The 18,986-nt window shown below is 71.0% G+C and carries 12 protein-coding genes; 7 read left to right on the top strand and 5 right to left on the bottom strand.

Annotated features, from left to right (window positions below; translation table 11 throughout):
- The first annotated feature begins 90 nt into the window (after nucleotides 1-90).
- The 6 genes from lgt to ACFRQN_RS31380 all read left to right on the top strand — a co-directional run bounded on the left by lgt (nucleotide 91) and on the right by ACFRQN_RS31380 (nucleotide 11,144).
- Complete coding sequence (gene lgt / locus ACFRQN_RS31405) at nucleotides 91-1,089, top strand: prolipoprotein diacylglyceryl transferase (RefSeq protein WP_380743656.1); 999 nt, start codon at nucleotides 91-93, stop codon at nucleotides 1,087-1,089.
- Between the two features lie 159 nt (nucleotides 1,090-1,248).
- Nucleotides 1,249-1,974 (top strand): VIT1/CCC1 transporter family protein, encoded by a 726-nt coding sequence (locus ACFRQN_RS31400; RefSeq protein ID WP_107418648.1) that lies wholly within the window; start codon nucleotides 1,249-1,251, stop codon nucleotides 1,972-1,974.
- Between the two features lie 416 nt (nucleotides 1,975-2,390).
- Nucleotides 2,391-6,992 carry a glutamate synthase large subunit gene (gltB, locus tag ACFRQN_RS31395; RefSeq protein WP_198959309.1) on the top strand — a complete coding sequence of 1,534 codons (4,602 nt, stop codon included), beginning with the start codon at nucleotides 2,391-2,393 and terminating at the stop codon, nucleotides 6,990-6,992.
- A complete protein-coding gene (locus ACFRQN_RS31390) occupies nucleotides 6,985-8,445 on the top strand; it encodes a glutamate synthase subunit beta (protein WP_049651209.1) in 1,461 nt (486 codons plus the stop codon). Before gltB ends, ACFRQN_RS31390 begins: the two co-directional genes overlap by 8 nt.
- 324 nt (nucleotides 8,446-8,769) lie before the next feature.
- A complete protein-coding gene (locus ACFRQN_RS31385; protein ID WP_380743654.1) occupies nucleotides 8,770-9,636 on the top strand; it encodes a helix-turn-helix domain-containing protein in 867 nt (288 codons plus the stop codon).
- 50 nt (nucleotides 9,637-9,686) lie between these two features.
- Nucleotides 9,687-11,144 (top strand): aldehyde dehydrogenase family protein, encoded by a 1,458-nt coding sequence (locus tag ACFRQN_RS31380; RefSeq protein WP_049651207.1) that lies wholly within the window; start codon nucleotides 9,687-9,689, stop codon nucleotides 11,142-11,144.
- A gap of 55 nt (nucleotides 11,145-11,199) precedes the next feature.
- On the opposite strand, the gene ACFRQN_RS31375 is transcribed toward ACFRQN_RS31380, so the two are convergent.
- The 5 genes from ACFRQN_RS31375 to ACFRQN_RS31355 all read right to left on the bottom strand — a co-directional run bounded on the left by ACFRQN_RS31375 (nucleotide 11,200) and on the right by ACFRQN_RS31355 (nucleotide 17,206).
- Entirely contained in the window at nucleotides 11,200-11,769 is a 570-nt protein-coding gene (locus ACFRQN_RS31375; protein ID WP_074000957.1) for a Uma2 family endonuclease, read from the bottom strand.
- 76 nt (nucleotides 11,770-11,845) lie between these two features.
- The gene (locus ACFRQN_RS31370) at nucleotides 11,846-13,681 is read right to left on the bottom strand and encodes a bifunctional metallophosphatase/5'-nucleotidase (protein WP_380743651.1); all 1,836 of its coding nucleotides are present in this window, start codon (nucleotides 13,679-13,681) and stop codon (nucleotides 11,846-11,848) included.
- A 267-nt stretch (nucleotides 13,682-13,948) separates the two neighbouring features.
- Nucleotides 13,949-14,521: a hypothetical protein gene (locus ACFRQN_RS31365; protein WP_380743649.1), complete on the bottom strand. Its 573-nt coding sequence runs from the start codon at nucleotides 14,519-14,521 to the stop codon at nucleotides 13,949-13,951.
- Nucleotides 14,508-16,154 carry a substrate-binding domain-containing protein gene (locus ACFRQN_RS31360; RefSeq protein WP_380743647.1) on the bottom strand — a complete coding sequence of 549 codons (1,647 nt, stop codon included), beginning with the start codon at nucleotides 16,152-16,154 and terminating at the stop codon, nucleotides 14,508-14,510. The genes ACFRQN_RS31365 and ACFRQN_RS31360 overlap by 14 nt, the downstream gene beginning before the upstream one ends.
- A complete protein-coding gene (locus ACFRQN_RS31355; protein WP_079271776.1) occupies nucleotides 16,151-17,206 on the bottom strand; it encodes a substrate-binding domain-containing protein in 1,056 nt (351 codons plus the stop codon). The genes ACFRQN_RS31360 and ACFRQN_RS31355 overlap by 4 nt, the downstream gene beginning before the upstream one ends.
- A gap of 323 nt (nucleotides 17,207-17,529) precedes the next feature.
- On the opposite strand from ACFRQN_RS31355, the gene pyk reads away from it, so the two are divergent.
- Nucleotides 17,530-18,960, top strand: a complete 1,431-nt coding sequence (gene pyk / locus ACFRQN_RS31350) for a pyruvate kinase (RefSeq protein ID WP_049651553.1) — start codon at nucleotides 17,530-17,532, stop codon at nucleotides 18,958-18,960.
- Nucleotides 18,961-18,986 lie beyond the last annotated feature (26 nt).

Raw genomic sequence — 18,986 nt, 5'->3', positions numbered from 1 at the left:
TCCGGAGGCGGCGGCGCGGCCCGTTGTTCGGTTTCTGTGACCCCAAGGGTGTCCGAGCGGGCCTTCGGACCCTGTAGCGTCGGAACTGCCATGGATATCGCCTACATTCCCAGCCCGTCGCGGGGCGTCCTGTACCTCGGACCGATCCCGCTGCGCGCCTACGCCTTCTGCATCATCCTCGGTGTCGTCGTGGCCGTCTGGCTCGGCAGCAAGCGCTGGGTCGCCCGGGGCGGTGCCAAGCACACCGTCGGCGACATCGCCGTGTGGGCCGTGCCGTTCGGCCTGGTCGGCGGCCGCCTCTACCACGTGATCACCGACGGCGGCCGCCTGTACTTCGCCGAGGGGAAGAACCCCTGGGACGCCCTCAAGATCTGGGAGGGCGGCCTCGGCATCTGGGGCGCGGTCGCGCTGGGCGCGGTCGGCGCCTGGATCGGCGCCCGCCGCCGGGGCGTGCCGCTGCCCGCGTACGCCGACGCCATCGCGCCGGGCATCGCCCTCGCGCAGGCGCTGGGCCGCTGGGGCAACTACTTCAACCAGGAGCTGTACGGCCGGTCGACCACCCTGCCGTGGGGCCTGGAGATCGACAAGACGCTGCCCAACGGCGAGGTCGTGAAGGGCGTCTACCAGCCGACCTTCCTGTACGAGTCGCTGTGGTGCGTCGGTGTCGCGCTGCTGGTGATCTGGGCGGACCGCCGCTTCACGCTGGGCCACGGCCGGGCGTTCGCGCTGTACGTGGCCGCGTACACGGTGGGCCGGTTCTGGATCGAGTGGCTGCGGATCGACGACGCGCACGTCTACTTCGGCCTGCGGCTGAACGACTGGGTGTCCATCGCGGTGTTCGTGGGCGCGGTGGCGTACTTCGTGATCGTGGGCAGGAAGCGGCCCGGGCGGGAGGACCCGGCGAGCATCGATCCGGCCGCGCAGGAGGAGCGGGACGCCGCGGCGGAGGCCGACGAGAAGGCCGGGAAGGCCGATGGTAAGGCCGAGGAGAAGGCCGACGGGAAGCCGGTTCTGCGGAAGCCGGCCGGGCCCGTGGACGGGAAGCCGGCCGCCGAGACGGCCGGCGAGGACGTCAAGAACCCGATCTGACCTGGGAGTTCCCCCGGCTGAGGCCACCCTTCGCGAGGCTCGCGAAGGGTGGCCTCAGTGGTGTTCGGACAGCCTTACTTTGCTGGAAATGCCCAGGTCAGACGGGCTACGTTCAGGGCTGACGAACGACGACGGAGGGGAACGACGATGAGTGCGACCATGATGGAGGCCGACGCCGGGCACCAGCCCCGGATACCCGCGGCGGACCACCACCGGGACGTCAACGGCGGCTGGCTGCGACCGGCCGTGTTCGGCGCGGTGGACGGGCTGGTGTCCAACTTCGCGCTGATGACCGGCGTGGTCGGCGGGGCGGCGTCCAACGGGACGGTGATCCTGACCGGGCTGGCGGGCCTGGCGGCCGGCGCCTGCTCGATGGCGGCGGGGGAGTACACCTCGGTGGCCTCGCAGCGGGAGCTGGTGCAGGCCGAGATCGAGGCCGAGCGGCTGGAGCTGAGCCGCAACCCGCACGGGGAGCTGGCCGAGCTGGCCCAGCTGTACGTCTCGCGCGGGGTGGACCCGGAGCTGGCCCACGAGGTGGCCCGGCAGCTGTCCGCGGACCCGGAGCTGGCCCTGGAGGTGCACGCCCGGGAGGAGCTGGGCGTCGACCCGACCGACCTGCCCTCGCCGCTGGTGGCGGCCGGCTCGTCGTTCCTGTGCTTCGCGCTCGGTGCGCTGCTGCCGCTGCTGCCGTACCTGCTGGGGGCGACCGCGCTGCTGCCGGCGATGCTGCTGGCGGGGGCCGGGCTGTTCCTGTGCGGCGCGGTGGTGGCCCGGGTGACGGCGCGCAGCTGGTGGTTCAGCGGGCTGCGGCAGCTGGTGCTGGGCGGTGCGGCGGCCGGGGTGACCTACCTGCTCGGGTGGCTGATCGGCGGCCATCTGGGGTGACCATGGAGTGCATGGTTATGCTGGTGAGTGGGTGACGTTTCACACATGGGCCTCGGGCGGCGCCTGGCAGTGTCTCAGCATTCGGGCCTCCGAGCCGCGGATTCGCATCCGCGGACGGGCTCCCGGGATGGATTCCCAGGCGTCCATGATCGGCTTCTGTGGCGGCCCGGTTTCGCCTCTGTTTCAGGCGGTGGACGGTTGGGCACAATCGTCGGGACGTGCACTGTGGCACGTCCTCTCACACGCCCCCCGACCTGCGCACCGTCCCGCCATGTGGACGGGATATTCCGCTTCTCGGGATCGTGGGCATCATGTAACTCGCACGACACCGCACCATCGCATCAGGGCCAACGTCGTCCCTCCTTGCACCACCTTGCCGAAAGACGACGACGGGAGAGCCGATGCTGTCTGCATCCATGCACTCCGCCAACGAGCCCCAGGCCGGCGCCGCCCGCCAGCCGTACGCGCTCGTGCCGGATGCGCGACCTGCTGCCCAGGGCCTGTACGACCCGCGGAACGAGCACGACGCCTGTGGCGTCGGTTTCGTCGCCACGCTGACGGGCATCGCCGACCACACCATCGTCGAGCAGGCGCTGAACGTCCTGCGCAACCTGGAGCACCGCGGCGCCACCGGCGCCGAGCCGGACTCCGGCGACGGCGCCGGCATCCTGACCCAGGTCCCGGACGCCTTCCTGCGCGGGAAGGTCCCCTTCGAGCTCCCGGCGGCCGGCTCCTACGCCGTCGGCATCGCCTTCCTCCCCGAGGACGATGAGAAGGACGCCGCCGCCGTCGCGCGGATCGAGGCGATCGCGGCCGAGGAGGGCACGACCGTCCTCGGCTGGCGCGACGTCCCCGTCACCCCGGACCTGCTCGGCGCCACCGCGCGCAGCGTGATGCCGCGGTTCCGGCAGCTCTTCCTGGCGAAGGACGGCACGGCCGGCATCGAGCTCGACCGGACCGCCTTCGTGGTCCGCAAGCGGGCCGAGCGCGAGGCCGGGGTGTACTTCCCGTCGCTGTCCGCGCGCACCATCGTCTACAAGGGCATGCTGACCACCGGCCAGCTGGAGCCCTTCTTCCCCGACCTGTCGGACCGCGGCTACGCGTCCGCGATCGGCCTGGTGCACTCGCGGTTCTCCACCAACACCTTCCCGAGCTGGCCGCTCGCCCACCCGTACCGCTTCGTCGCGCACAACGGCGAGATCAACACGGTCAAGGGCAACCGCAACTGGATGCACGCCCGGGAGTCGCAGCTCGCGACCGACCTCATCCCGGCCAACAGCAAGGGCCAGGGCCTGGAGCGGATCTTCCCGATCTGCACGCCGGAGCACTCCGACTCCGCCTCCTTCGACGAGGTCCTGGAGCTGCTCCACCTCGGCGGCCGCTCGCTGCCGCACTCGGTGCTGATGATGATTCCGGAGGCGTGGGAGAACCACGCCACCATGAGCCCGGACCGCCGCGCCTTCTACCAGTACCACTCCAACCTGATGGAGCCCTGGGACGGCCCGGCCTGCGTCACCTTCACCGACGGCAACCAGATCGGCGCCGTGCTCGACCGCAACGGCCTGCGCCCGGCCCGGTACTGGATCACCGAGGACGGCCTGGTCGTCCTCTCCTCCGAGGTCGGCGTCCTCGACATCGAGCAGGAGAAGGTCGTCCGGAAGGGCCGCCTCCAGCCCGGCCGGATGTTCCTGGTGGACACCGCCGAGGGCCGGATCGTCCCGGACGAGGAGGTCAAGTCCGCCCTCGCCGCCGAGCACCCCTACCAGGAGTGGGTCGACGGCGGGCAGATCCAGCTCGCCAAGCTGCCCGAGCGCGAGCACATCTTCCACACCCACGCCTCCGTCACCCGCCGCCAGCAGACCTTCGGCTACACCGAGGAGGAGCTGCGGGTCATCCTCGCGCCGATGGCGCGCACCGGCGCCGAGGCGCTCGGCTCGATGGGCACCGACTCGCCGATCGCCGCGCTGAGCGAGAAGCCGCGCCTGCTGTTCGACTACTTCGTGCAGCTCTTCGCGCAGGTCACCAACCCGCCGCTGGACGCCATCCGCGAGGAGCTCGTCACCTCGCTGCTGTCCAACCTCGGCCCGGAGGGCAACCTGCTGGCCGCCGAGGCCGCGTCCTGCCGCTCGGTCGGGATCACCTTCCCCGTGATCGACAACGACGAGCTCGCCAAGCTCGTCCACATCAACGCCGACGGCGACCAGCCCGGCCTGAAGGCCGTCACGCTCTCCGGCCTCTACAAGGTCGCCTCCGGCGGCGAGGGCCTGGCCTCCCGGCTCGCCGAGATCGCCGCCGAGGCCGACGCGGCGATCGCCGACGGCGCCCGGATCGTCGTGCTCTCCGACCGGCACTCCGACGCCGAGCACGCGCCGATCCCCTCGCTGCTGCTCACCTCGGCCGTGCACCACCACCTGATCCGCACCAAGCAGCGCACCCGGGTGTCGCTGCTGGTCGAGGCGGGCGACGTCCGCGAGGTGCACCACGTCGCGCTGCTGATCGGCTACGGCGCCGGGGCGGTCAACCCGTACCTGGCGATGGAGTCCGTCGAGGACCTGGTCGCCCAGGGTGTGTTCATCGAGGGCGTCGAGCCCGAGAAGGCGATCCGCAACCTGATCAAGGCGCTCGGCAAGGGCGTGCTCAAGGTCATGTCCAAGATGGGCATCTCGACCGTCGCCTCCTACCGCGGCGCCCAGGTCTTCGAGGCCATCGGCCTCTCCCAGGACCTCGTCGACGGCTACTTCTCCGGCACCACCACCAAGCTCGGCGGCATCGGCCTGGAGGAGATCGCCCGCGAGACCGCCGCCCGGCACGCCAAGGCGTACCCGGCCTCCGGCATCCCGGCCGCGCACCGCGCGCTGGAGATCGGCGGCGAGTACCAGTGGCGCCGCGAGGGCGAGCCGCACCTGTTCGACCCGGACACCGTCTTCCGCCTCCAGCACGCCACCCGCAACCGCCGGTACGACATCTTCAAGCAGTACACGGACCGGGTGAACGAGCAGTCCGAGCGGCTGATGACGCTGCGCGGCCTGTTCCGGCTGAACGGCCTGGAGCGGGAGCCGATCCCGGTCGAGGAGGTCGAGCCGGTCTCCGCGATCGTCCGGCGCTTCTCCACCGGCGCCATGTCGTACGGCTCGATCTCCCGCGAGGCGCACGAGACCCTGGCCATCGCGATGAACCGCCTCGGCGGCAAGTCCAACACCGGCGAGGGCGGCGAGGACCCGGACCGCCTGTACGACCCGGAGCGCCGCTCGGCGATCAAGCAGGTCGCCTCCGGCCGGTTCGGCGTCACCTCCGAGTACCTCGTCAACGCCGACGACATCCAGATCAAGATGGCCCAGGGCGCCAAGCCCGGCGAGGGCGGCCAGCTGCCCGGCCACAAGGTCTACCCGTGGGTCGCCAGGACCCGGCACTCCACCCCGGGCGTCGGCCTGATCTCGCCGCCGCCGCACCACGACATCTACTCGATCGAGGACCTGGCGCAGCTGATCCACGACCTCAAGAACGCCAACCCGGCGGCCCGCATCCACGTGAAGCTGGTCTCCGAGGTCGGCGTCGGCACGGTCGCGGCTGGCGTCTCCAAGGCGCACGCCGACGTCGTCCTGGTCTCCGGGCACGACGGCGGGACGGGCGCCTCGCCGCTCACCTCGCTGAAGCACGCGGGCGGCCCCTGGGAGCTCGGCCTCGCCGAGACCCAGCAGACCCTGCTGCTGAACGGGCTGCGCGACCGCATCGTCGTCCAGACCGACGGCCAGCTGAAGACCGGCCGCGACGTGGTCATCGCCGCGCTGCTCGGCGCCGAGGAGTTCGGCTTCGCGACCGCCCCGCTGGTGGTCTCCGGCTGCATCATGATGCGGGTCTGCCACCTGGACACCTGCCCGGTCGGCGTCGCCACCCAGAACCCGGTGCTGCGCGAGCGGTTCTCCGGCAAGCCCGAGTTCGTGGTCAACTTCTTCGAGTTCATCGCCGAGGAGGTCCGGGAGATCCTGGCCTCGCTGGGCTTCCGCTCGATCGAGGAGGCCGTCGGCCGCGCCGAGCACATCGACGCCCGGGCCGCGATCGACCACTGGAAGGCCGCCGGGCTGGACCTCGCCCCGCTGTTCCACGTGCCGGCGCTGCCCGAGGGGGCCGCCCGCCACCGCACCACCACCCAGGACCACGCGCTGGACAAGGCCCTGGACAACCAGCTGATCGCGCTGGCCGAGGACGCGCTGGAGCGCGGCGAGACCGTCCGGATCCAGCTGCCGATCCGCAACGTCAACCGCACCGTCGGCACCATGCTCGGCCACGAGGTGACCAAGCGGTACCGGGGCGAGGGCCTGCCGGAGGGGACCATCGACGTCACCTTCACCGGCTCCGCCGGGCAGTCCTTCGGCGCGTTCCTGCCGCGCGGCGTGACCCTGCGGCTGGAGGGCGACGCCAACGACTATGTCGGCAAGGGCCTCTCCGGCGGCGTGGTGATCGTCCGCCCGGCCCGCGAGGCGGCCGCCATCGGCAACGACGCGCAGAACCACGTCATCGCCGGCAACACCATCGGCTACGGCGCCACCGCGGGCCGCGTCCACCTGCGCGGCAAGGCCGGCGAGCGCTTCGCCGTCCGCAACTCCGGGGCCACCCTGGTGGTCGAGGGCGTCGGCGACCACGGCCTGGAGTACATGACCGGCGGCCGGGTCGTCGTCCTCGGCGAGACCGGGCGCAACCTCGCGGCGGGCATGTCCGGCGGCATCGCGTACGTCCTGGACCTGCGCCCCGCGAACGTCAACGACGGCATGGTGGGCATCGAGGCCCCCACCGCCGCCGACCGCGACTGGCTGCGCGAGACCGTGCAGCAGCACTACGAGGAGACCGGCTCCACCGTCGCCGCCGAACTCCTGGCGGACTGGGGCAGCGGGGTCTCCCGCTTCTCCAAGATCATGCCGACCGACTACAAGGCAGTGCTCGCCGCCAAGGACGCCGCTGAGCGCGATGGCCTCTCCGAGGCCGAGACCACTCGCAAGATGATGGAGGCGGCTAATGGCTGACCCCAAGGGCTTCCTGACCACGCCCAAGCAGCTGGCCGAGCGCCGCCCCGTGGACGTCCGTCTGCGGGACTGGAACGAGGTCTACGTCGAGCGCAGCCTCCTGCCGATCATCACCAAGCAGGCCGGCCGCTGCATGGACTGCGGCATCCCGTTCTGCCACAACGGCTGCCCGCTCGGGAACCTCATCCCCGAGTGGAACGACCTGGCCTACCGGGACGACTTCGTCGGCGCGATCGAGCGGCTGCACGCCACCAACAACTTCCCGGAGTTCACCGGCCGCCTGTGCCCGGCCCCGTGCGAGTCCGCGTGCGTCCTCGGCATCAACCAGGACGCGGTGACCATCAAGAACGTCGAGGTCACCATCATCGACAAGGCCTGGGACCGCGGCGGGGTCACCCCGCAGGTCCCGGAGCGGCTCTCCGGCAAGACCGTCGCCGTCGTCGGCTCCGGCCCGGCCGGCCTCGCCGCCGCCCAGCAGCTCACCCGCGCCGGGCACACCGTCGTCGTGTACGAGCGGGCCGACCGGATCGGCGGACTGCTGCGCTACGGCATCCCCGAGTTCAAGATGGAGAAGCGCCACATCAACCGCCGCATCGAGCAGATGCGGGCGGAGGGCACCCGGTTCCGCACCGGCGTGCACGTCGGCGAGGACATCACCGGGCAGCAGCTGCGCGAGCGCTTCGACGCCGTGGTCGTCGCGGCCGGCGCCACCACCGCCCGCGACCTGCCGGTGCCCGGGCGCGAGCTCAAGGGCGTCCACCAGGCCATGGAGTACCTGCCGCTGGCCAACAAGGTGCAGGAGGGCGACTTCGTGGAGTCCCCGATCAGCGCCAAGGGCAAGCACGTGGTCGTGATCGGCGGCGGCGACACCGGCGCGGACTGCGTCGGCACCGCCCACCGGCAGGGGGCGGCCTCGGTCACCCAGCTGGAGATCATGCCGCGGCCCGGCGAGGACCGGCCCGGGCACCAGCCGTGGCCGACCATGCCGATGACGTACAAGGTCACCTCCGCGCACGAGGAGGGCGGCGAGCGGATCTACTCGGTCAGCACCACCCACTTCAGCGGCGACGAGGACGGCAACGTCCAGGAGCTGCACCTCGTCGAGGTGGAGTTCAGGGACGGCCGGTTCGAGCAGGTCCCCGGCACCGAGCGGGCCATCCCGGCCCAGCTGGTCACCCTGGCCATGGGCTTCACCGGGACGGACGTGCGCAACGGGCTGGTCGAGCAGCTGGGAGCGGACCTCGACGCGCGCGGTAACATTGCCCGCGATGGCCGGTTCGCCACCAATGTCGATGGCGTGTACGTCTGCGGAGACGCCGGCCGTGGCCAGTCGCTGATCGTCTGGGCCATCGCGGAAGGCCGCTCGGCCGCCGCGGCGGTGGACAAGTACCTCGGCGGCAAGACCCCGCTTCCCGCGCCGATCCGGCCCACCGACCGCCCCCTGGTGGTCTGACGGGCCCCGGACGCTCCGACCGGCCCACCCCGAACCCCCGGCGCCGCATCGCCGGGAGCTCAACCCGCTGCCCCCGTCAGAGTCGCCGGGCCAACGCGGTCTCCTGGCGCCTGCCCTCTTCCCCGACCAGTTGGAGGGCGGGCGCCGTCGCGTACCCCCGCGGCGGCCCCTGACCCCTCCCCGGGCCGCGGCAACTCTCGGACAAACGGCCGGAGTTGTTCGGCGCCCGGCGGGTTCCGGGACAGTGGGCTGTTGTTCGTCGGTGCCAGGTGGCAGACTGCGGCCGACGGCCGGGGGGCTGGGCGAGCGCGGAGGATGACGTCGATGGGCACGACTCAGGCAGGCGGGGGCGCCACGGTACGGCGCCTGCTGCTCGGTACCCAGCTGCGCAAGCTCCGCGAGGCCAGAGGCGTCAGCCGGGAGGAGGCCGGGTACTCGATCCGGGCCTCCGAGTCCAAGATCAGCCGCATGGAGCTCGGCCGGGTCGGCTTCAAGGAACGGGACGTCGCCGACCTGCTCACCCTGTACGGGGTCGAGGTCGAACAGGAGCGGGCCACCGTCCTCGGACTGCTGCGCGACGCCAACGCCAGCTCCTGGTGGCACGAGTACGGGGACGTCCTGCCCGGCTGGTTCCAGAACTACCTGGGACTGGAGGAGGCCGCGGCCGAGATCCGCAGCTACGAGGTCCAGTTCGTCCACGGGCTGCTCCAGACCGCCGACTACGCCCGGGCCGTGGTCACCGCCGGCTGCCACGCCACCGGGCCGGAGGAGATCGAGCGCCGGGTCGACGTACGGCTCAAGCGGCAGGCGGTGCTGACCGGCGAGCGGGCGCCGCGGCTGGTCGCGGTGCTGGACGAGGCCGCGCTGCGCCGGCCCTGGGGCGGCGCGGAGCTGATGCGCGGCCAGCTGGACCGGCTGCTGGAGCTGAGCGAACTGCCCAATGTCCGGCTCCAGGTGCTGCCGCTGGGCAACGCCGGGCTGAGCGCCGAGAGCGGCGCGTTCACCGTCCTGGGCTTCGCCGAGGCCGAACTGTCGGACGTGGTGTACCTGGAGCAGTTCACCACCGCGCTCTACCTGGACAAGCCCGCCGAGGTGGCCGAGTACCGGCACGCGATGGACGACCTGGTCGCCGACAGCCTGAGCCCGGCAATGACCCGTGACCTGCTCCATTCCGTGCGCCAGGAACTGTAATACGTCAGTACGATGATTCCCCATCAGGTCGGGTGCATGAGAGGGATCAGATGTCGTACTTCTCCGAGTTGGCCCTGCAGTACATCGATGGTGAGTGGCGCAGCGGCAGCGGCTCCTGGGACATCGTCGACGTCGACCCCTACACCGGTGACAAGCTCGCCACCATCACCGTCGCCACCGTCGCGGAGGTCGACCTGGCCTACCGCGCCGCCGAGCGCGCCCAGAAGCAGTGGGCCGCCACCAACCCCTACCAGCGGCGGCTGGTCTTCGAGCGCGCGCTGCGGCTGCTGGAGGAGCGCGAGCCGGAGATCGTCCAGGCGGTCATGGCGGAACTCGGCGGCACCGCGCTGAAGGCGGGCTTCGAACTGTCGCTGGTCAAGGACGTGCTGCGGGAGTGCCTGCACCTGTCGGTGGCCCCCGAGGGCCGGCTGCTGACCTCGCCCGCCCAGGGCCGGGAGAACCGCCTCTACCGGCTGCCGGTCGGCGTGGTCGGCGTGATCAGCCCGTTCAACTTCCCGCTGTTCCTGGCGCTCAAGGCCGTCGCCCCGGCGCTCGCGCTCGGCAACGGCGTCGTCCTCAAGCCGCACCAGGAGACCCCGGTGGTCGGCGGCGGGCTGATCGCCAAGCTCTTCGAGGACGCGGGGCTCCCGCCCGGCCTGCTGAACGTGGTGATCACCGACATCGCCGAGATCGGCGACAGCTTCCTGGAGCACCCGGTGCCCAAGGTGATCTCCTTCACCGGCTCCGACAAGGTCGGCCGGCACGTCGCCACCGTCGCTGCCGGGCACTTCAAGCGCACCGTCCTGGAACTCGGCGGCAACAGCGCGCTGATCGTGCTGGACGACGCCGACGTGGACCACGCCGTGGACGCCGCGGTGTTCAGCCGCTTCGTCCACCAGGGGCAGGTCTGCATGGCCGCCAACCGGGTGCTGGTGGACCGGTCCGTCGAGGCCGAGTTCACCGAGAAGTTCGTCGCCAAGGTCGCCTCGCTCACCGTCGGCGACCCGCGGGACCCGGCCACCCACATCGGCCCGCTGATCAACCCCGTCCAGGCCGACGGCCTGCGCGCCCAGGTCGACCAGGCCGTCGCGGCCGGCGCCACCGCGCTGCTGCGCGGCGACACGGTCGGCAGCCTGATGGAGCCGGTGGTCCTCACCGGCCTCGCCGAGGACGCGCCGATCCTGCGGACCGAACTCTTCGGCCCGGTCGTCCTGCTGGTGCCCTTCGACGGCGAGGACGAGGCCGTCCGGCTCGCCAACGCCACGCCCTTCGGACTCAGCGGCGCGGTGCACACCGGGAACACCGAGCGCGGCGTGAAGCTCGCCCAGCGGATCGAGACCGGCATGATCCACGTCAACGGCGGCACCATCGCCGACGAGCCGGGCGTGCCCTTCGGCGGCGAGAAGAACTCCGGCGTCGGCCGCCTCAACGGCGAGTCCACGGTGGACGCCTTCACCACCCTGAAGTGGATATCCGTCCAGCACGAGCGCGCGGTCTTCCCCTTCTGACCCGCGGTTCGGACGCGAGGGCCTCCCGGCGGCTGCCGCCGGGAGGCCCGTGGCGTCAGGCGGGGTAGCGGAGCAGGGCGTCGGTGGCGAGCTCGAAGCCGAAGGGGGCCGGGAGCGGGACCGGGTCGCCGAACTTGCCGTTCCAGCGCCAGCGGTAGCCGCTGTCGGACGGCTCGGCGTAGAGCGTCAGGTCGCCCTCGCGCGGGTCGATCAGCAGGTACAGCGGGATGGCCATGAGCGGGTAGTCGCGGACCTTGCCGACCAGGTCGTTCTCCGGGTTCGACGGGGAGACGATCTCCACCGCGATGGCCGCCTGCTCGGCGGGGACCTGGTTCCCGCCCTCCTCCAGCGCCGAGAGGGGGATGTAGGTCAGGTCGGGGTTGCGGAGCTTGCCGACGTTCGGGGAGGCGAGGTCGGTGTTCTCGCTCGGCATCGTTCCGGCGGGGCGGTGGGCGTCGAACTGCTCGCGGACGAGCAGCAGGTTGCGCTGGTGGATCACCGAGGGGCCGGCCATCATGATGATCTCGTCGCCGGAGATCTCGATCTTCCACCCGGCCGGAGGCGTCAGGCTCTCCGCGTAGGCCAGCAGCCTCGCGTGGCGCTCGGGGATCTGGAACTCGCTCATGGCGCCATTCTTCCACCGGACAGGCCGAAAGGCCGTCGCCGGACGGGGCGACGGCCTTTCGCTCGGGGAGTGCGGATCAGAAGACCGGCTGGCCGGCGCGGACCAGGCGCCAGGAGTCGGTGAAGAACTCGGCGGGGTCGATGACGCCCTTGGCCTTCACCCAGGCGATCATGGTGTTGCGGATCTCGTCGGAGTTCGACCAGACCATCTTGGCCTTGGCGACGTGCGGGAAGTTGCCGCCGCCGTTGGCACGGTAGTTGTTGACGGCCAGGACGAACTCCGCGGCCGGGTCGATCGGCTTGCCCTGGAAGGACAGGTTGACGATCCGCGAGCCCTTCGGCTGGGCGATGTCGATGTCGTAGCTCAGGCCGTAGAGCGAGTCGTAGTTGTAGTCCGGGGTGGCCTCGGCGCCGGTCAGCTTGTCCTTGTCGACCGGGGCGCCCGGGGCGAGCTGGTTGTAGTACTTGACCGAGTACTCCAGGTAGTCCTTGAGCTGGGCGCCCGTCAGGATGCGGGCCTCCAGGGTGTTCTCGTAGATGTAGAGGCCCGCGGCGTCGCGCAGCTTCACCTGGCCGGACGGGATCAGGGCGGTGCGGTTGAACGGGGCGGCCTGGGCCAGCACCGGGAGGTTGGCGTACTGCCCGCCCGCCAGCGCGGCCTTGACGGCGTCGGCCTGGACCCGGCCGATCAGGTCGATGATCGGGGTGGCCTTGAAGGGGGCGTCGGCGATCGACAGCGCGATCTTGCTGGTGCCGATGTTCTGGTTGACGTACGCGACGACCTTCTTGTGCTGCCCGGCGATCGCGTCGGTGATCTCCGGGTTCTCCGGCACGGTGTTGGAGTTCAGCAGCCGGGAGGAGACCGAGGCGACCTTCCAGGCGCCGCCGGTGAACTCGACCTCGAAGTCGAAGCAGGTCAGCCGCTGGCCGTAGCAGAGCGGCTCGGAGAGGACGACCGTGCGGCCGGTCTTCTTGTTGACGACCAGGCGCTGCGGGACCTCCTTGTGGGCGTGGCCCACCAGCACCGCGTCGATGTCCGGGACGGTCTCCGCCAGCGCGACCGAGACGTTCTCGGCCCACGGCAGCTGGTCGCCCCAGGTGGTCGCCTCGTCGCAGCCGGAGTGCGCCGAGACCACGATGACGTCCGCGCCCGCGGCCTTCATCTTCGGCACCCAGGTGGCGGCGGTCTCCACGATGCCCGGGAAGACCATCTTGCCGCTGACGTTGGCCTTGTCCCAGATCGCGATGCCCGGGTTGGTCAGGCCGAGGATGCCGACCCGCACCGGACGGCCGCCGCCCAGGCGCAGCTCCTTGATCACGTACGGCTTGAAGGCCGGCTTCTCGTTCTTCGCGTTCAGCGCGTTGGCGCCCAGCAGCGGGAACTCCAGCTGCTCCTCGTAGGCCTTCAGGAGCGGGATGCCGTAGTTGAACTCGTGGTTGCCGAGCGCGGCGGCGTCGTACTCCATGAGGTTCATGGCGACGGCCATCGGGTGGTCCGGCACGGTGTTGGCCTCGGTGTCGATCGACTCGATCCGGGCGTAGTAGTAGGACAGCTGGGTGCCCTGGATGGTGTCGCCGGAGTCGATCAGCAGGCAGCGGTCCCAGCCCTTCTCCTCGCGCACCTGGTTGGCCAGCGTGGAGATCTTGGCGAGGCCGACCGCGTTGTGGGCCTTGTCGGTGTACTCGGCGTCGGTGAAGTAGTCCCAGTTGAGCACCCGGCCGTGCAGGTCGGTGGTGCCCATGACGGTGAAGGCCTGCGTGCGCGGCTTGCGCTGCTGGCCCTTGGCGGCCGCCGCGTCCGGCTGGGCGGCCGCGGCGGAGGGGGCGGCGGCCAGGGCGGCACCGCCGGCCAGGGCTGCGCCGGCGGCGGTGGCGGCGGACCGGGTGACGAAGTCACGGCGGTTCAGGGTCATGGACGACTCTCCCGAGTGGGACGACGGCGGATGGACCGTCAACTGGTGTTCGTGAACAAAAGTGTGCGTGCACGCGTCGACGCGCGTAGAGGGACGCGCGTAGAAGTGTGCCGTGCGAGCCGGGGTGCTGAATAGCCCCCCGACCTGTCCAGGAGGTGAGATCTTGGCGACTCGTTCGTGACGGGCGTGGGGGAGCCGTGGGGTGGTACGGAGGCGCGGAGGCCTGAGGGGCGGAGGTGCGAAGGGCGCGGGCCGGCCGACGCCCGGTCAGGCCAGCTCGCCCGCCAACCGGTCGACCTCGCGGCCCAGCTGGACCGCCGGGTCCGGATCGTCCGGTCCCGCCCAGGGCTGCCAGGTCCGCGCCCGCAGGTAGCCGGCCACCGCGACCGGCAGCCGGTGCCGGACGATCCGCTCCGCCACCGGGCCCGGGCCGGCCGCGCGCAGCGCCGCCAGCAGGCCGTCAACCCCGGCGGAGGGCGGCAGCGGCACGGTGTCCAGGTAGGCGGCCAGCGCCACCAGCTCCGGGTCGGGCGCGGGGGCGGGCTCCGGTGCGGGGACCGGCTCCGGCTTGGGGGCCGGAGGCGCGACCCCCAGGGGCTCCGCCACCGGAGGCGCGGAGACCCCGGGCGGCCCCGGCGGAAGCGGCGGTGGGGGCTTCGGGCCGGGCGCCAGCAGCGCGCCCGCCCCGTACAGCCCGGCCACCACGACCAGCCACCAGCCCTTGGTCACGTCGGTGAGGTGCAGCACCAGCCCGGCCGCGCCACCGGCGCAGCCGACCAGGTTCTTCGGCGACTCCAGGTAGCGCAGCAGCCGGGAACCGACCCCGTCACTGGTAGCCACGGATCTCCTCGAACACCCCGTCCAGCGAGCCCGTCCCGTCGAACAGCTTGCCGCCGCTCAGGTCCGCGATCCCCTGGAGCTGGTTCACCGCCGCCTCCCCGAACCTGATCGGGAACACCGGGATGGCCTTCTCCCCGGCCGGCAGCGCGTCGTGGAAGCGTTTGAAGTCGCCGTCCGTCGCACCGGCGTTGCTCTCCCCGTCGGTCATCAGCACGATCGACGTGAACCGGTCGTCGCCGGCCGCGGCCTGCTGGCGCTCGATCACCCGGTACGCCTCCTCCAGTGAGGAGTACACCGCCGTCCCGCCCGAGGCGGACAGCGACTGCACGTCCGTGTTGATCGAGGCCAGCTCCGCTTCCGGGCCCGGACTGCCGCCGGTCGGCGGCACCAGGTGGGTCCTGGTCCACTTCACCGCGGAGGCGAAGGAGAGCAGCGTGATCTCCTCGCGGTTCCGGAAGCGGCGCACCCCCCGGCTGTCGTCCGTCCCGGTCAGTCTGGCCAGTGCGTTCTTCAGCGCGGCGATCCGCGAGCCCTCCATCGAGCCCGAGGTGTCCAGCACGTACACCGTCCGGGACGGGCGGCGCAGCTCGTTCTGGTAGGCGGCCAGCAGGCCGTCCGCGACCGCTCGGGAGCCCGGGAACGGCAGCTCCGGGCGGAGGTCCGAGGGCAGCCCCGGTGCCGCCGTGGCGTCCGGGGCCACCGGGCGGCGCAGCGTCACGTCGGAGATGCGCCGCTGCACGTCCTTCTTCAGGAGGTACGACGTCAGCCGCAGGAAGGACTCGCGCTCGCTCGGCGCGGTGCTGGACAGCAGGGTCAGTGGATAGGTCGCCGACACCTGGCCGTCCACCGGGCGCACCACCGTGAACTGCTTGGCCGGCGGCAGGGTCCGGTTCATCGACAGGAGCACCGACTCGTAGTTGATCAGTGCGTCCACCGTGCCCGTCTCGGCCCGGGTGTACGACTGCGCCAGCCAGCCCGAGGAACCGGAGGTCAGCCGCTGGCCGGTGAAGAACCGCTTCAGGGCCGGGGTCTCCTTCTGCACGTCCTCCTGGGTCAGTGCCGTGCTCGCGTTCGAGAAGGCCGAGGCGACCGCGACCAGCGTGGACAGTCCCGAGTTCGACCGGGTCGGATCGGCCATCCCGTATGACAGCTTCCCGGCCGAGGCCGCGTCCCCGATCTGCGACCAGGTGACCTTCGAGCCGTCGCCCCAGCCGAGCCCGTCGAGCATCGAGGTGCGCACCCCGACCGCCACCGGTGAGGCCATCACCGGGACCTCCGACACCAGCTTGTCCTGTGCGGCGGGGTCCAGGCGGAGGTACTGGTTGGACGGGAACCAGATGGCGTCGTACTTGCCGTCCGTCCGACGGAGGGACACCGCGTCCGCGCCGTCCAGGGTGCCCGTCCAGGAGAACTGCACCGTCACCCCGGTCGCCTTCCGGGCGTCCTCCAGGATCGGTGCCAGGTCCTGGAGTTCGCTGCCGGCCAGGACCCGGAGCACCCCGGGCCGGGCCGTCTCGGCCGGAGGGTCGGTGGGACTGGGGGAGCTGCCGGAGGATGTGCACGCCGTCGCCACCAGCAGCGCCGTGAGGACCGGCACCAGCCAACGGGTCCTGCCGGCCGGGCTGTTGCTCACCGGTCCTCCTTGGCCTTGGTGGACAGCACCTTGAGCCACTGGGACTCGGGCGGGGACTTCATGGCGTTCGCCGTCGGGTTCGACATGAAGACCGGGCCCTTCCGCGTCGGCTCCGCGTTCCACGTCGGCGTGCTCTTGTTGCGGAAGCCGTGCTTGGTCTCCAACTCCTGGAGTCGCCGGTTGTCCTTCAACAGGTTGGCCAGCTTCTCGCCTTGGCTGTTCTTGGCGACGATCGTGTGGTCGGTCTGGTACGCCGTGTCGGGGTAGAGGACCACGGTGTCGGGGTCCTGGAGTTCGGTGGCCTCCGACTCGTAGGTGAACACCAGGCTGTTGCTGCTGCGCCGGAAGTCGTTGAGGAGTTCCTCCGTGGTGCCCTTCTGCGCGCCCTGCTGTTTCGTCGCCAGTCGCAGGGTCGGTAGCACTGCGGTCGCCTCGGCGTCGCTGTGCACCGGGTTGTACCCGTTCAGCAGATAGGAGAGGAGGGCGATGTAGGTCGAGCCGGAGGACGAGGAGAGGGGATCGGTGGTGGTGATGATGATGTTCGAACGGCCCAGCCCCTGATCGGCCTTCCAGCCCGCCAGATCCGGCCAGGAGCGGCCCCTGCCCAGCTCCGTGAGGTAGGAGTTCATGTTGAGGCTCCACACATTGGTGGCCGCGTCCTGTGCCGCCAGGCCGTTGGCCTTCAGCAGCTCCGCCGCCGGCCGGTGCGCGAGCACCACCATCGGCGAGGAGAACGGACTGTTGAGCGCCTGGCTGATCTGGGCGTCGTCGCTGATCTTCTTCGCGATCTCGTAGTTGGCCGGGAAGGCGAAGTCGTAGTCGTCCTTCAGGTTCTTGCCGATCATCGTGAGGGAGCCCATGGGGTACGACTCCACCCTCAGCCCCTCATCCTTCAGCGCTTTCACCACTTCGGGGTCCTTGAAGAACTCGGCCTTCTCCGATCCGATCTCCCCCTTCAACGTCACGACCTTGTCCGAGTCATCGAGGACCAGCACGCAGGCCACCCCGCCCAGCAGAGCCAGAGCAGCCGCCACGCTCACTGCGCGTTTCATGCCGAACGCTTCCCCCTCGTCTGCTCCTTCGTCCGGGTGGTCACCCGGGCTCCCGGGGATTCACCCGGGGGTGACGAGCGTCCCGCCGGGCAGGGAGCGAGGGCGGAAGCAACGGTGAACCAGGGGTGAACACCCCTTCACGGAATCGCATCGACGGGCGGCGCGCGCGGCGTGCGGCGTGCGCGCGGAACGGGAGTCGAGCCGGGTGTTCGGACGGCGGTCCGAGGATGTGTCAGATTGTTCAACTCGCCTTACGGCAACGGTCATCCCGCAGTCCGGACCCGCGTCGAGGTTACGCGTCGGTAATGCCTAGTCTCAGCACTATGCGCCGAGCAAAAATCGTCTGTACCCTCGGGCCCGCCACCGACTCGTACGACCAGATCAAATCCCTGGTCGACGCCGGGATGGACATCGCCCGACTGAACCTCAGCCACGGCCTGCACGCCGAGCACGAGGAACGCTACCGCCGCGTCCGCAAGGCCGCCGACGAGACCGGCCGCAGCGTCGGCGTCCTCGTCGACCTTCAAGGCCCGAAGATCCGGCTCGACACCTTCGCCCACGGGCCGGTACTTCTCGAACGCGGCGACGAGTTCACCATCTCCACCGACAAGGACGTCGTGGGGGACAAGGACCGCTGCGGAACCACCTACTCCGGGCTCGCCGGGGACGTCGGCCGCGGGGAGCGCATCCTGGTCGACGACGGCCGGGTCACCCTGGAGGTCGTCGCCGTCGACGGGCCGCACGTACGGTGCCTCGTCATCGAGGGCGGCCTGGTCTCCGACCACAAGGGCCTCAACCTCCCCGGCGTCTCCGTCTCCGTCCCCGCACTCAGCGACAAGGACGTCGCCGACCTGCGGTGGGCACTGCGGACCGGGGCCGACCTCATCGCGCTCTCGTTCGTCCGCAGCGGACGGGACATCGAGGACGTCCACCGGATCATGGCGGAGGAGGGGCGGCACGTCCCGGTCATCGCCAAGATCGAGAAGCCGCAGGCGGTGGACAACCTGGAGTCCGTCGTCGACGCCTTCGACGGGATCATGGTGGCCCGCGGCGACCTGGGCGTGGAGATGCCCCTCGAACAGGTCCCGCTGGTCCAGAAGCGCGCCATCAAGCTCGCCCGCCGCAACGCCAAGCCGGTCATCGTCGCGACCCAGATGCTCGACTCGATGATCAACACCTCCCGGCCGACCCGCGCCGAGGCCTCCGACGTCGCCAACGCCGTCCTCGACGGGACGGACGCGGTGATGCTCTCCGGCGAGACCTCCGTCGGCAAGTACCCCGTCGAGACGGTCAAGACCATGGCCCGGATCGTCGAGGCCGCCGAGAACGACATCCTGGCCGCCGGCCTCCCGCCGCTCACCACCGGCAACAAGCCGCGCACCCAGGGCGGCGCCGTCGCCCGCGCGGCCGCCGAGATCGGCGACTTCCTGCACGCCAAGTACCTGATCGCCTTCACCCAGTCCGGCGACACCGCCCGCCGGCTCACCCGCTACCGCTCGCCCATCCCCGTCCTCGCCTTCACCTACGAACCGGCCGTACGCAGCCAACTCGCCCTCACCTGGGGCGTGGAGACCTTCCTCGGTCCGTTCGCCCCGACCACCGACCAGATGGTCGAACAGGTCGACGCGGCCCTCCTCTCCCTCGGCCGCTGCCAGAAGGGCGACATCGTCGTCATCACCGCCGGCTCACCCCCCGGCCTGGCCGGCTCCACCAACCTCGTCCGCGTCCACCACGTGGGGACGCTGGACGCCTGAGGCCCCTCGGCGGCGCGGCCCCGCGG

It is taken from the genome of Kitasatospora sp. NPDC056800 (assembly GCF_042789775.1).
Classification (GTDB): domain Bacteria; phylum Actinomycetota; class Actinomycetes; order Streptomycetales; family Streptomycetaceae; genus Kitasatospora.
Note: the sequence above shows the minus strand (reverse complement) of the source record. Positions and strands in the feature narration are given on the sequence as shown.

Coding starts and splice junctions, on each gene's coding strand:
- lgt (WP_380743656.1), top strand. CDS start 91: ATGGATATCGCCTACATTCCCAGCCCGTCGCGGGGCGTCCTGTACCTC.
- ACFRQN_RS31400 (WP_107418648.1), top strand. CDS start 1,249: ATGATGGAGGCCGACGCCGGGCACCAGCCCCGGATACCCGCGGCGGAC.
- gltB (WP_198959309.1), top strand. CDS start 2,391: ATGCACTCCGCCAACGAGCCCCAGGCCGGCGCCGCCCGCCAGCCGTAC.
- ACFRQN_RS31390 (WP_049651209.1), top strand. CDS start 6,985: ATGGCTGACCCCAAGGGCTTCCTGACCACGCCCAAGCAGCTGGCCGAG.
- ACFRQN_RS31385 (WP_380743654.1), top strand. CDS start 8,770: ATGGGCACGACTCAGGCAGGCGGGGGCGCCACGGTACGGCGCCTGCTG.
- ACFRQN_RS31380 (WP_049651207.1), top strand. CDS start 9,687: ATGTCGTACTTCTCCGAGTTGGCCCTGCAGTACATCGATGGTGAGTGG.
- ACFRQN_RS31375 (WP_074000957.1), bottom strand. CDS start 11,769: ATGAGCGAGTTCCAGATCCCCGAGCGCCACGCGAGGCTGCTGGCCTAC.
- ACFRQN_RS31370 (WP_380743651.1), bottom strand. CDS start 13,681: ATGACCCTGAACCGCCGTGACTTCGTCACCCGGTCCGCCGCCACCGCC.
- ACFRQN_RS31355 (WP_079271776.1), bottom strand. CDS start 17,206: ATGAAACGCGCAGTGAGCGTGGCGGCTGCTCTGGCTCTGCTGGGCGGG.
- pyk (WP_049651553.1), top strand. CDS start 17,530: ATGCGCCGAGCAAAAATCGTCTGTACCCTCGGGCCCGCCACCGACTCG.